The sequence below is a fragment of the Acidovorax sp. ST3 genome, assembly GCF_003231145.1.
Taxonomy (GTDB): domain Bacteria; phylum Pseudomonadota; class Gammaproteobacteria; order Burkholderiales; family Burkholderiaceae_C; genus Acidovorax.
In genome coordinates, this window is the sequence record NZ_QKVP01000001.1 from 19,545 (window position 1) to 32,176 (window position 12,632).

The window sequence follows — 12,632 nt, forward strand, 5'->3', positions numbered from 1 at the left end:
GGATGCCGAGCCAAGGATGCACTTGGGCGACTTCCTGCGCGACGAATTGCGGTTGACCGGTACCCACCTTGGTTGCGAGCACGGCGTCTGCGGCGCGTGCACAGTGCTGGTCGACGGCCAGCCCACGCGGTCGTGTATCACTTTCGCGGTCGCATGCGATGGCAGAGAGGTCACCACGATCGAGGGCTATGACGACGATGCTGTCATGCGACTTCTCAGGCCGGCGTTCACCCGTCACCATGCGTTGCAGTGCGGCTTCTGCACCCCCGGGATGCTGACCACTGCCCGCGACATCGTGCTCCGCTTGCCCAACGCCGACGAAGCGCAAGTACGCTTAGAACTGTCCGGGAACCTGTGCCGTTGCACTGGATACCAAGGCATCGTGGATGCGATTTTGGACGTGTTGCAGCAGCAGCGTGACGCACCAGACGTGCAAATCGAACAGCTACGTCAGGTTTTGAGTGCGCCGCGAACTGTTGCGATGAAGCCAGTCTCCGCTGCTTTGCCAAAAGACGTGCTTGCGCACGCTCCTGGTAAGACGCCTGCGGTGAGTGGCGCCACTTTGCCTGACTTGGCAGAAGTCGATCCGGTGGCGATGGCCAAGGCCAAAGCCAAGGGCAACGCACTAGAAGTTCATTTCGACGTGCCTCATCCCATGGATCGAGTCTGGGCATTCATGGGTGACTTGCCTGCGGTCGCGTCTTGTCTGCCAGGTGCAATTGTCGATTCGCACGAGGGGGAGAAAGTCCGGGGCAGCATTTCCATTAAGTTTGGACCGATGTCAGCGGCTTTTGTTGGCGCCGCCCGTCTGGAGCGCGACGACACAGCCAAACGCGCAGTCCTTCGTGGCGCGGGCCAAGACAGTCTGAGTAAGTCGCGCACCCAGGGCGACATCACCTATCGACTGGAGGCTCTGTCGGCTGACAGCACGCGGGTCCACGTGGACATGGTGTATGCATTGCAAGGGCCGCTGGCGCAGTTCTCCCGTTCTGGACTCGTGAAGGACTTCGTGCGTCGCATGGTGGCGGACTTTGGCAAGCAGATCACCCGTAGGCTGGGCGGAGACGCCATTGTTTCTAGTGAGCCGCAATCTACGGTATCGGTCGCGGAAATGATGTGGAGCGTCGTCTGGAATCGCATCCGAGGCTGGTTTCGGAAGTCTTAACGAGCCTGACGCCGCGAGTGCCATATGTTGGACGAATCCTTGGTGCGGAAGTCCAACGTTCTTTGGCACGTTTCCAAATGATCGCCTGAAATCAAAAGATCCGTGCGAACGGATCAGCTCGGAGTTTTGATGAGTCTTTTTCTTCATGGGTATCACGTACGCGCCAACGGTGTGCGTCTGCACCTCTTGCGCTATGGCGGGAAGGGTCCCCGTTTTCTGCTACTGCCGGGGATCACGAGCCCTGCAGTCACCTGGGGTTTCGTTGCGGAGAGGTTGGCACGTCACTTTGACGTACATGTGCTTGACTTTCGTGGACGTGGTCTGTCATTCAGCGCACCAGGAATGGACGCAAGTCTCGACACGATGGCGGCCGACGTGCTTGATTTGATGAACGTTCTAGGATGGTCGTCCGTGATAGTGCTAGGGCACTCCATGGGTGCTCGCGTTGCAATTCGCGCTGCGGCTCATGATCCACAACGCATGGATAGGCTGTTGCTAATCGATCCTCCCATGTCGGGTCCAGGCCGGAGGCCTTACCCCGTGCCGCTGTCTTGGTATACAGAATCGATTCAGTTGGCTATCAAGGGAGTCACGGCAGAGGAGCTTCGTCTTTTTGCTCCGACCTGGAAAAATGAGCATCTCCAACTACGTGCGGAATGGCTTCACACGTGTAGTGAAGAGGCTATCGCACAAGCACATTCGGGCTTTCACGAAGACGACATACACGCAGATTTACCCAAGCTGTGGACGCCTGGACTGCTTATGACTGCAGGCAAAGGCGGTGTCGTACTTCCGGAAGACTTAGCCGAGATCGGGACGCTCGCGCCTCACCTGCGGCAATGCACCGCCTCAGCTGCCGGGCACATGATCCCCTGGGACGACGAGGAGGACTTTTATCGACTATTGGGCGAGTACCTGAAAGTCGATCTTCTGTAGCTGACCGTTGAATGCTGTTTGGTTCTCCAGCTTCCCAGGGGAGTCGATAAACTCGCCAACTGACACTATTGGCGATATCGAGATGATAAAAAAGCGTGCACCCGTTCAGAAAAAGACAGTTGACTCCGCAGTTGCGACGAAGCCCCAAGGTTCTGAGATCTTCAGCCCATTGCGCCAGGTCATGTGGCGTCGCCCGGGATTTCTGATCCGTCGTTTGACCCAGATAGGTCAAGCCATTTTTTTCGATCTGTGCAAGTCTGAGAGCATCACCCCTCTACAGGTAGGAATGCTGACAGCGCTTTCGATGAACCCTTGGCTCGATCAGAAGGCTATTGGCCGAGAGCTTTCGTTGGATCGGACGACCACGGCTGAAGTGCTCAAGCGTCTGGTCGACAAAGGGTTGGTCGAAACCAGAGTAAATCCTGATGATCGTCGATCAAGACTTTCAGTCATCACAAAAGAAGGGCTGAACCTGATAAATGACCTGCAAGAGAGCATACATCGCTCTCAGGAACTGCTCGTCGAACCGCTATCTCCTGAAGATCGCGTGGTGTTTATGAGGCTGCTAGCCCAGCTGGTAGACGCACATGAAAAACAAGAAAAGCTGCGCTAAGCAGCCTTCCTTCCGCCTGAAGTTCTGACGTCACGTCTAGACCTTACTTTTAAGCCGGAGAGTTGTGCTGAGATGCCGAGCAGCGTTTCCCTCACTATTTTGGAGTTGCTCTAGAAGCAAATTTGGATGAATTACGTCGCCCCCCTCAAGGACATGTTGTTCGATATGGAGCACCTCGCGCGCATCGACCAGGTTGCGCTAATGCCAGGCTTCGAGGACGCGGGACTGGAAACCGCGCGAGCCGTGCTCGAAGAATGCGCCAAGTTGAACGAGGAAGTAATCGCTCCCTTGAACTTCGAAGGCGACAAGAATCCTTCGTCCTTCAAGGATGGTGTTGTCACCACTACGCCCGGTTTCAAGGATGCGTTCAGGCAGTTCGCCGAGGGCGGCTGGCAGGGCCTGCAGCACCCCGTGGACTTCGGTGGACAGGGCTTGCCCAAGACCATAGGCGCCGCCTGCGGGGAAATGCTCAATAGTGCCAACATGAGCTTCGCTCTATGCCCCCTGCTGACCGATGGTGCTATTGAAGCCTTGATGACGGCAGGGAGCGATGATCTGAAAGCTACTTATCTCGAAAAGCTGGTGACTGGCAAGTGGACCGGCACGATGAACCTCACCGAACCTCAGGCCGGCTCCGACCTCGCGACGGTGCGCAGCCGCGCCGAGCCGCAACCCGACGGCAGCTACAAGGTGTTCGGCACCAAGATCTTCATCACCTACGGCGAGCATGACATGGCCGAGAACATCGTGCACCTGGTGCTCGCGCGCATCTCTGGTGCTCCCGAGGGTGTAAAGGGCATTAGCCTGTTCGTAGTGCCGAAGTTCCTGGTTGACCAAGACGGAGGTCTGGGTGCGCGCAACGACGTGTACTGCGTAAGCATCGAGCACAAGATGGGCATCAAGGCCAGTCCCACCGCGGTGTTGCAATTCGGAGACCATTGCGGTGCTGTTGGTCACCTAGTAGGCCAGGAAAACCGTGGGCTCGAGTACATGTTCGTAATGATGAATGCCGCGCGCTATGCGGTCGGTGTGCAGGGCATCGCGATTGCCGAGCGGGCCTACCAAAAAGCCGTGGGCTATGCGAAGGACCGTGTGCAGAGCCGACCGGTCGACGGTTCGATGAGCGCTGCTGCGCCGATCATCCACCACCCCGATGTGAAGCGCATGCTTATGACAATGCGTGCCCTCACCGAGGCATGCCGAGCTATGGCTAGCGTAGCAGCAGCGGCTTACGACGCTGCGCACAACCATCCGGACGCGGATGTGCGCAAGCAGAACGCGGCCTTTTACGAATTTCTTGTGCCGTTGGTCAAGGGCTATAGCAGCGAGATGAGTCTGGAGGTGACAAACCTGGGGGTCCAGGTGCACGGCGGTATGGGCTATATCGAGGAGACTGGTGCGGCTCAGCACTACCGCGATGCCAAGATCCTGACCATCTACGAAGGAACGACTGCTATCCAGGCAAACGATCTCGTTGGCCGAAAGACCGCGCGCGACGGCGGCACCGGTGCGATAGCAATTGCCGCGGAGATCGAAAAAACCGAGGCCGAGTTGGCCAGGCGCAGCACTGCGAATGCGAAAGCGGTACGCTTGCGGCTGAAGGCTGCACGTGAGGCCTTTGTTGACGTGGTTGATTTCATCGTCGCGAACACGAAGAGTAACCCCAATGCTGCCTTTGCAGGCAGCGTACCCTACCTCTTGCTGGCGGGAAATCTCGTGGCGGGCTGGCAAATGGCTCGCGCGCTAATCGTCGCAGAGGACGAACTTGCTAAAGGCGTGGATACGGGCTTCATGAAGGCCAAGATCACCACCGCACTTTTCTACGCCGATCACATCCTCACTCGCGCCCCAGGCATTCGCGACAGCATCGTGGAAGGTGCTGAGAGCGTAAATGCGTTGCCGATCGAGATGTACTAGCAGGAACCACGCGGCAAATGGTCTCTTGATTCCCAAGTGAGTTTCAAGTTCGCAGGAGCCCAAAACGTGCTGTTTAGTGAGTTGCGGAACGCCATTGTCGAGTCGTATTTGGGAGGCGCTCAGTTGCCAGCATTGTTTTGCAGGAAGCTCGAGTAATGGAGCTGCGCCATCTTCGATACTTCATTGCGGTCGCTGAGGAGTTGAGTTTCCGACGTGCGGCCGAGCGCGTCCACATCGACCCCACTCCACTTTCGCGGTCCATTCGGGATCTGGAGGATCGACTGGGTGTGACGCTTTTCTTGCGTATGCCGCGCAAACTGCGTCTTACACCTGCCGGCGTGCGCTTGCTCAGGGAAGCCAACAATCTCCTCATCCGAATGGAACGTATGCGGCGCGTCGTGCGCGCGACCGATGCTCGCTACCGTATCCCGTTGCGTATTGGGATAGGGGATGGCATTGCCCAACCACGGCTATCAAGTTGCCTCTCCAGCTGGCAAGCGTTAGCGCCAGATACGCCACTTGAGCTGTCGGAGATGACCGCCGAAGAAATGGCGGCAGCGCTGCAGCGTGAAGAGATCGACGCAGGAATTTCCTTCGGCCTGCCCGATGACGATGCAATCATGCAAGTCTCTGCATGGAGCTATCCGTTGATGGCAGTGTTACCAGTTGGGCACGAGTTGGCATCGCTTGACAATGTCGCATTGTCTGACTTGTTGGCTTTTCCACTGATCTCGTGCAGGGCTGACAGACAACCGGGTCTGTTGCAACAGATGCTGGCCATCATGCAGCGTTACAACCCTGCGCCAAAGATAGCCGGCGAAGCCGGTGGGTTGCCAGGCTTCGTTACTCGAATCGCGGCAGGGATGGGTGTGGGGCTGGCAGATGCTGGCCACGCTACTACGCTATACCGCACAGATGTAGTTGCGATTCCGCTGAGAGAACGCGAGCAAATCTTCACGTGTGTGGTGCACAAAAAGCGGCGCGATGGAACGCCCGATGCCGCGCAGCGTTTCATCTCTCACGCCAAAAACCTAAGCGGATCTTCGTACTGAGCCTCATACGGTTCGTTACGGCATCGACGTCCGTGTCGAGCGGGTGCCACTCTATCGGCCATGGACGTTGGGGTCGCTTGCCTTCATGCTCGAGCGCAACACAGGCCGCATGCACGTACTTTTGCTGTCGGAGGAGGGGCGCCGGCAGCATGTTGCACTTCTGACATTCATTTCCGACTGCTTGGTTTGATCGCCATTTGATCGTCATGGGTGCCTGCGTACTCCAGGCCACGCCCTAATGGGTGTGTTTGGCAGCGCTTCCTGTTCAGACTTGTGTCGTCCGTGCCACGGTGGCGCGCTGGCGCAGGAGGGGCACGGCCGACGTGTCCCTGTAGGGAACAGACAGACATGAATTCTCGAGATGGGACGTTTGGCAAACGGGGTGCGTTGTCTGCACACACTGGCATTCTGTTCGGGCAGATCACCGTAGTGTCTGGCGCGGCCGTGGGTGGCGTGTGGATGGCTACTCAGTGGACGGCCCATGCTCTTGGGTACCAGCCTCGGCTCGGCCCCGTCTGGTTCGAAGTATCCGGTTTGCCCATCTACGAGCCTTGGAAGCTTTTTGAGTGGTGGTACTTTTTCGATGCCTATGCGCCGCAAGTCTTCGAGCGCGGCGGTCTCATCGCGGCATCCAGCGGCATGCTCGCTACGGGCGCCGCTATCGCCATGGCGGTTTGGCGCGCCCGCATGGCCAAGCAGGTCACCACCTACGGCTCCGCTCGCTGGGCTGAGCAAGAGGAGATCGCCAAGGCTGGCCTTACAAACCCTGTCGGCGTGTTCCTCGGCAAGGGCGTAGGCAAGCAGGGGGCCTACCTTCGCCACGAAGGTCCGGAACACGTGATGGCTTTCGCCCCCACGCGTTCAGGCAAAGGCGTTGGGCTAGTGGTGCCCACGCTGCTCTCCTGGCCTGGCTCCACCGTGATCCACGACATCAAGGGCGAGAACTGGAATCTCACCGCGGGCTGGCGCGCGCGTTTCTCGCACTGCCTGCTCTTCAATCCTACCGACGCCAGGTCGGCTGCCTACAACCCTTTGCTCGAAGTCCGTCGCGGTGACCATGAAGTCCGTGACGTCCAGAACATCGCTGACATCCTGGTGGATCCCGAGGGGGCGCTGGAGCGCCGCAACCACTGGGAGAAGACCAGCCACGCATTGCTGGTTGGAGCCATCCTTCACGTTCTGTATGCGGGTGAAGACAAGACCCTGCGCGGCGTGGCCAACTTTCTGTCTGATCCAGCTTGCCCTTTTGAAGTGACGCTGCACCGCATGATGACCACACGTCATCTGGCGGAGGATGTTCACCCCGTGGTGGCGTCTGCCGCCCGCGAAGTTCTCAACAAGAGCGAGAACGAACGCTCGGGCGTGCTGTCCACCGCCATGAGTTTCCTGGGCCTGTACCGCGACCCCACAGTGGCCGAGGTGACTTCTCGCTGCGATTGGCGCATTGCCGACCTGATCTCGGCTGAGCACCCGGTCTCGCTGTACCTGGTGGTGCCGCCCTCCGACATCAGCCGCACCAAGCCGCTGATCCGCCTGATCCTCAACCAGGTCGGCCGCCGCCTCACCGAGTCGCTGGATGGCTCGGACGGAATCGAGCGTCGGCACAAGCTGCTGTTGATGCTCGACGAGTTTCCAGCCCTCGGGCGCCTCGACTTCTTCGAATCGGCCCTGGCCTTCATGGCCGGTTACGGCCTGCGAGCCTTCCTGATCGCCCAATCCCTGAACCAGATCGACAAGGCCTACGGACCCAACCACTCGATCCTCGACAACTGCCATGTGCGCATCGCGTTCGCGACCAACGATGAGCGCACGGCCAAGCGGATCTCCGAGGCGCTGGGTACCGCGACCGAGTTGCGCGCCCAGCGAAACTATGCCGGTCACAGGCTCGCTCCTTGGCTGGGCCACCTGATGGTGTCGCGGCAGGAGACGGCACGGCCGCTGCTCACGCCTGGCGAGGTCATGCAGCTCCCACCTGAGGATGAGGTGGTGATGGTCTCCGGCCATCCTCCCATCAAGGCCAAGAAGCTGCGCTATTACCTGGATCGCAATTTCACGGGCAGGGTTTTGAAGGCGCCGGTATTGGTCGCAGGCGCCTATGCAGACCGGCCGCCAGTGCGGGCAGACGACTGGAGTGGCTTGGCTCCGCCCGAGGCAGCCAAAGCGGAGATAGTCGACGGAGAGGGTGGGTTTTCCGACGAAGGCGGGCACCAGCTCAAACCTGTGCTGGAGATAAGCACGGTAGATGAGGACGGGCCGGGCACCGGTGACCTGATGCTGCTGGACGACGATGACGATGTGCCACTGCGGCCCCAAGACGTGGACCGGCAGCTCATGCGCACCGCACGGCTGGCGGCGCTGGATCCGGACGACGGGATTGCGCTATGAGCCGCGCCCGCCTGAACATCTTCATCGAGCCGGCGCACGCCAAGCGGCTGGAACAATTGGCCGTGCACAAAGGCGTGTCTAAGTCAGCAATCGTGGCTGCGGCACTCTCTTCGTTCCTCTCGCCCGATGGCGGCGACCAGCGCGAAGCGGCGATGGCCAAGCGGCTGGACCGACTCTCCCGGCAGCTTGATCGCCTGGAGCGCGACCAGAACATCCTGATCGAGACGGTGGCGCTCTACGTCCGCTACTTCCTCACGGTTTCGATCCCGGTGCCCGAGGGGCACCAGGAGGCGGCCCGGGCCCAGGGGCGAGCGCGTTTCGCACAGTTTATCGAGCAGCTGGCCCGCCATCTGCAGCGCGGTCGCAGCCTGGTGCGGGAGGTCCACGAGGAGATCGAGCCGGCAGGCACTAGTGCGAACCCGGATCCGGAACCTGAACCCGGGAGTGCCGATGGCGCGCAGTCCTGACCAGGAACCGGGCCGCGAGGGCGTCAGCAATGTGGCGGTTTCTCTGGACCGGCGCGTCCGCATGCTGCGCACGGCCTTGGGACCGGAGATCGCTGCAGCCCTCGAAGACCCGGAGGTAGTTGAAGTCATGCTCAACCCGGACGGCTCTTTGTGGGTGGATCGGCTGGGCTCGGGGCGAGAGCCCACTGGCGCTGCGCTGCCCGCACCCTTGGCCGAACGCATCATCCGGCTGGTGGCTGCGCATGTGCGTGCCGAGGTACATGCAGGCTTGCCTATCCTCTCGGCCGAACTGCCAGAGACGGGGGAACGTTTTCTGGGGGTGCTGCCGCCCGTGGTGCGCGCGCCTTCGTTCGCTATACGCAAACGGGCGCTGCGCATCCTGACCCTGGCGGACTACGTGGCCGATGGTGTGATGACCGAGGCCCAGGCGGCCTTCCTGCGCTCCGCAGTGCGCGAGCGACTGAATATCGTCGTGGCGGGTGGCACCAGCACCGGCAAGACCACGCTGGCCAATGCGCTGCTGGACGAGATCGCCCAGACCCGGGACCGGGTGCTGATCCTCGAAGACACGGTGGAGCTGCAGTGCCGATCGGATGACCACGTTGGCATGCGCAGCGAACCAGGGGTGACCACCATGGCCGACCTGGTGCGTGCCACCTTGCGCCTGCGGCCGGACCGCATCGTCGTTGGGGAGGTGCGCGGCGCCGAGGCACTGGACCTGCTCAAGGCCTGGGGCACGGGCCACCCGGGCGGCATCGCCACCGTGCATGCGGGCTCCGCCCTGGGCGCGCTCACGCGTCTGGAGCAATTGGTTCAGGAAGTCTCCGTCACCGTGCCGCGCGCGCTGATTGCCGAGGCGGTGAATGTGATCGTTTTCATTGCGGGGCGGGGGAGGGCTAGGCGCGTGCGCGAGATCGCTCGCGTCACCGGGCACGACAGCCAGGGCTACCAGCTGGACACCACGCTGGGGCCACTGCCTTGGGTTTCCTCTTCCCCTGCTTCCTCTTCCTCAACCCCTGGAGAACAGCCATGACGCATTCCCGCCTGTCCGTAAAACCTCTTTTGCACGCTGCCGCCGAGGCAGCTCTTCTGCTGGCCATTGCCGTTCCCGCGCACGCCGCTGGCTCCAACATGCCGTGGGAGGCGCCACTGCAGTCCATCCTTGAATCGATCCAGGGGCCGGTGGCGCGCATCGTGGCGGTGATCATCATCATTGCCACGGGGCTGACACTGGCGTTTGGCGATACCTCGGGAGGCTTTCGCAAGCTGGTGCAGATCGTGTTTGGGCTGTCTATCGCGTTCGCAGCATCGAGCTTTTTCCTGTCGTTCTTCTCGTTCGCCGGTGGTGCGGTGCTGGCATGAGCGGCGGTCTTGTCTCTGGGGCCATTCCAGGCTTCGAGGTCCCCTTGCACCGGTCCTTGACCGAGCCCATTCTGATGGGCGGTGCACCCCGCACGGTGGCGATCACTAACGGCACGCTGGCCGCCGCGGTGGGCCTGGGCCTGCAACTGTGGATCCCGGGCCTGGTGCTCTGGATCGCCGGGCATTCGCTGGCGGTCTGGGGTGCTCGCATGGACGCGCAGTTCATGCAGGTGTTTGCGCGGCACATCAAGCACCGTGTGCTGCTGGATGTCTGAGGCCAGTTATGGAGAACACCCCATGCTGAACCTCGCTGAGTACCGGCGGCGCCCCGCGTTGCTGTCCGACTGGCTGCCTTGGGCCGGGCTGGTTGCGCCCGGTGTCGTACTCAACAAGGACGGTGCGTTCCAGCGCACGGCGCGGTTCCGGGGGCCGGACCTGGACAGTGCGACGCAAGGCGAACTGATCGCCACCTCGGCGCGCCTGAACAATGCGCTGCGGCGCCTGGGCTCGGGCTGGGCGCTGTTTGTGGAGGCCGAGCGCCGGGAGGCGGGTGACTACCCACAGTCTGTGTTTCCTGAACCGTTGTCCTGGCTGGTCGACGAAGAGCGGCGTTCTGCCTTTGAAGAGGACGCGAGCCACTTCGAGAGCCGCTACCACCTCACGCTGATCTACCTGCCACCGGAAGAGGGCAGGGCACGCGCTGCCAAGCTGCTCTATGAGAACGGCAAGACCGAAGGCGTGGACTGGCGCGAGCGGCTGGAGGCCTTTGTGTCCGAATCGGTGCGCTTTCTGGACCTGCTGGACGGCGTGATGCCGGAGATCGGCTGGCTGGACGATGCGCAGACGCTGACCTACCTGCACGATTGCGTGTCCACGCGCCGGCATCTGGTGGCGGTGCCGGAGGTGCCGATGCACTTGGATGCGCTGCTGGCGGATGAGCCGCTGGTGGGTGGACTGGCGCCGATGCTGGGAGGGATGCATCTGCGCACGCTGTCGGTGCGGGGCTTTCCGACGTCGACGTGGCCGGGTGTGCTGGACGCCCTGAACCGGCTGGGTTTCGCTTACCGCTGGTGCACACGCTTCCTTTGCCTGGACAAGTCCGAAGCAGAGACGGAGCTGACCCGACTTCGCCGCCAGTGGTTTGCCAAGCGCAAGAACATCGTGGCGCTCCTGCGCGAGACCATCTTCCAGCAGGAGAGCCCGCTGGTGGATTCGGACGCTTCCAACAAGGCCGCCGATGCCGATGCAGCGTTGCAGGCCCTGGGCAGCGACCAGGTGGCGTTTGGCTATGTCACCGCGACGGTGACGGTGCTTGATGCGGATGCGACCGCAGCCGACGAGAAGCTGCGCGCGGTGGAGCGGACCATCCAGGGCCGGGGCTTCGTGACCATCCCCGAGACACTGAACGCGGTCGAGGCCTGGCTGTCCTCGATCCCGGGGAATGCCTATGCCAATGTGCGCCAGCCCATCGTCTCGACTTTGAACCTGGCCCACATGATGCCGGTGTCGGCGGTATGGGCGGGGCAAGAGCGCAACAAACATCTTGACGGGCCGCCGCTGATCGTCACGCGCACCGATGGCGCCACGCCGTTCCGGCTGGTCACTCACATCGGCGACGTGGGCCACACCTTGGTGGTCGGCCCCACGGGCATGGGCAAGTCCGTGCTGCTCGCCACCCTGGCGCTGCAGTTCCGGCGCTACCCGAACTCGCGAATCCTGGCCTTCGACATGGGGCGCTCGATGCGGGCCACCGTCCTGGGGCTGGGCGGCGAGCACTATGACCTGAGGCAGGATGGCGAGATCGCTTTTCAGCCGCTGGCGCGCATCGACCAGGAGGGCTACCGCGCATGGGCCTCTGAGTGGGTCGAAGGCCGGTTGATCCACGAGGGTGTGGCTGTGGGGCCCGCCGAGAAGGATGCGGTCTGGTCAGCCCTCAACAGCCTGGCCAGCGCGCCGGTGGAGCAGCGCACGCTCACGGGCCTGTCCGTGCTCCTGCAGTCGAACGCCCTGCGCCAGGCGCTGCAGCCCTATGTGCTGGGTGGTGCCCACGGGAAGCTGCTGGACGCGGATGTGGACCGGCTGGGCTCCTCCTCGGTCCAGTGCTTCGAGATGGAAGAGCTCATGCACAGCAAGGCTGCGACCCTGGCCGTGTTGTCCTACCTGTTCGCGCGCTTCGACGGGCGCTTTGATGGGGCGCCGACTTTTTTGATCCTCGACGAGGCCTGGCTGTTCCTTGACGACCCGGTGTTTGCCACGCGCATTCGCCAGTGGCTCAAGACGCTGCGCAAGAAGAACGTGTCGGTCATCTTCGCGACCCAGTCGCTGGCGGACATCCAGGGTTCCAGCATTGCGCCCGCCATCGTGGAGAGCTGCGCGAGTCGCATCTTTCTACCCAACCCCCAGGCGACCGAGCCGCAGATCCGGGTGATCTACGAAGGCTTCGGCCTCAACGACCGGCAGATCGACATCGTCGCGCAGGCCACGCCCAAGCGCGACTACTACTACCAGTCCCGTTTGGGCAACCGGGTGTTCGACCTTGGGCTGGGGCCCGTGGCGCTGGCGTTTGCGGGGGCTTCGTCCCAGGAGCACCAGCGCGACATCGATGCTGTGGCATCGGTGGCACCCCAGGACTTTGCAGCCGCCTGGCTGCGCCATCGCGGCCTCGATTGGGCTGCGGATCTCATCCCTTCGTTTCCTCCGTTTCCCGCGATCTATACCCATTGAAGGAGGTTTTC

11 protein-coding genes are annotated in these 12,632 nt (G+C 61.7%); all 11 read left to right on the forward strand.

Annotated elements, in window-relative coordinates:
• Positions 1–16: 16 nt before the first annotated feature.
• The 11 genes from DNK89_RS00100 (at position 17) to trbE (ending at position 12,621) form a co-directional block, all read left to right on the forward strand.
• Positions 17–1,165, forward strand: a complete 1,149-nt coding sequence (locus tag DNK89_RS00100) for a 2Fe-2S iron-sulfur cluster-binding protein (protein ID WP_238990686.1) — start codon at positions 17–19, stop codon at positions 1,163–1,165.
• A 129-nt stretch (positions 1,166–1,294) separates the two neighbouring features.
• On the forward strand, positions 1,295–2,101 hold the full coding sequence (locus DNK89_RS00105; protein ID WP_110958416.1) for an alpha/beta fold hydrolase: 807 nt from the start codon (positions 1,295–1,297) through the stop codon (positions 2,099–2,101).
• A gap of 82 nt (positions 2,102–2,183) precedes the next feature.
• Positions 2,184–2,714: a MarR family transcriptional regulator gene (locus tag DNK89_RS00110; protein ID WP_110958417.1), complete on the forward strand. Its 531-nt coding sequence runs from the start codon at positions 2,184–2,186 to the stop codon at positions 2,712–2,714.
• 126 nt (positions 2,715–2,840) lie between these two features.
• Positions 2,841–4,631, forward strand: a complete 1,791-nt coding sequence (locus DNK89_RS00115) for an acyl-CoA dehydrogenase (RefSeq protein WP_110958418.1) — start codon at positions 2,841–2,843, stop codon at positions 4,629–4,631.
• Positions 4,632–4,786: 155 nt separating this feature from the next.
• Entirely contained in the window at positions 4,787–5,683 is an 897-nt protein-coding gene (locus DNK89_RS00120; protein ID WP_238990637.1) for a LysR family transcriptional regulator, read from the forward strand.
• A gap of 348 nt (positions 5,684–6,031) precedes the next feature.
• Positions 6,032–8,068 carry a conjugal transfer protein TraG gene (locus DNK89_RS00125; RefSeq protein WP_110958419.1) on the forward strand — a complete coding sequence of 679 codons (2,037 nt, stop codon included), beginning with the start codon at positions 6,032–6,034 and terminating at the stop codon, positions 8,066–8,068.
• On the forward strand, positions 8,065–8,535 hold the full coding sequence (locus tag DNK89_RS00130) for a CopG family transcriptional regulator (protein ID WP_110958420.1): 471 nt from the start codon (positions 8,065–8,067) through the stop codon (positions 8,533–8,535). The genes DNK89_RS00125 and DNK89_RS00130 overlap by 4 nt, the downstream gene beginning before the upstream one ends.
• Positions 8,519–9,568 carry a P-type conjugative transfer ATPase TrbB gene (trbB, locus tag DNK89_RS00135; protein WP_238990638.1) on the forward strand — a complete coding sequence of 350 codons (1,050 nt, stop codon included), beginning with the start codon at positions 8,519–8,521 and terminating at the stop codon, positions 9,566–9,568. Before DNK89_RS00130 ends, trbB begins: the two co-directional genes overlap by 17 nt.
• Positions 9,565–9,897: a TrbC/VirB2 family protein gene (locus tag DNK89_RS00140; RefSeq protein WP_110958421.1), complete on the forward strand. Its 333-nt coding sequence runs from the start codon at positions 9,565–9,567 to the stop codon at positions 9,895–9,897. Before trbB ends, DNK89_RS00140 begins: the two co-directional genes overlap by 4 nt.
• Positions 9,894–10,172 (forward strand): VirB3 family type IV secretion system protein, encoded by a 279-nt coding sequence (locus tag DNK89_RS00145; RefSeq protein ID WP_110958422.1) that lies wholly within the window; start codon positions 9,894–9,896, stop codon positions 10,170–10,172. The genes DNK89_RS00140 and DNK89_RS00145 overlap by 4 nt, the downstream gene beginning before the upstream one ends.
• A gap of 22 nt (positions 10,173–10,194) precedes the next feature.
• Positions 10,195–12,621 (forward strand): conjugal transfer protein TrbE, encoded by a 2,427-nt coding sequence (trbE, locus tag DNK89_RS00150; protein ID WP_110958423.1) that lies wholly within the window; start codon positions 10,195–10,197, stop codon positions 12,619–12,621.
• Positions 12,622–12,632 lie beyond the last annotated feature (11 nt).

Coding starts and splice junctions, on each gene's coding strand:
- DNK89_RS00115 (WP_110958418.1), top strand. CDS start 2,841: ATGAATTACGTCGCCCCCCTCAAGGACATGTTGTTCGATATGGAGCAC.
- DNK89_RS00125 (WP_110958419.1), top strand. CDS start 6,032: ATGAATTCTCGAGATGGGACGTTTGGCAAACGGGGTGCGTTGTCTGCA.
- DNK89_RS00120 (WP_238990637.1), top strand. CDS start 4,787: ATGGAGCTGCGCCATCTTCGATACTTCATTGCGGTCGCTGAGGAGTTG.
- trbB (WP_238990638.1), top strand. CDS start 8,519: ATGGCGCGCAGTCCTGACCAGGAACCGGGCCGCGAGGGCGTCAGCAAT.
- DNK89_RS00100 (WP_238990686.1), top strand. CDS start 17: ATGCACTTGGGCGACTTCCTGCGCGACGAATTGCGGTTGACCGGTACC.
- DNK89_RS00140 (WP_110958421.1), top strand. CDS start 9,565: ATGACGCATTCCCGCCTGTCCGTAAAACCTCTTTTGCACGCTGCCGCC.
- DNK89_RS00110 (WP_110958417.1), top strand. CDS start 2,184: ATGATAAAAAAGCGTGCACCCGTTCAGAAAAAGACAGTTGACTCCGCA.
- DNK89_RS00130 (WP_110958420.1), top strand. CDS start 8,065: ATGAGCCGCGCCCGCCTGAACATCTTCATCGAGCCGGCGCACGCCAAG.
- DNK89_RS00145 (WP_110958422.1), top strand. CDS start 9,894: ATGAGCGGCGGTCTTGTCTCTGGGGCCATTCCAGGCTTCGAGGTCCCC.
- trbE (WP_110958423.1), top strand. CDS start 10,195: ATGCTGAACCTCGCTGAGTACCGGCGGCGCCCCGCGTTGCTGTCCGAC.
- DNK89_RS00105 (WP_110958416.1), top strand. CDS start 1,295: ATGAGTCTTTTTCTTCATGGGTATCACGTACGCGCCAACGGTGTGCGT.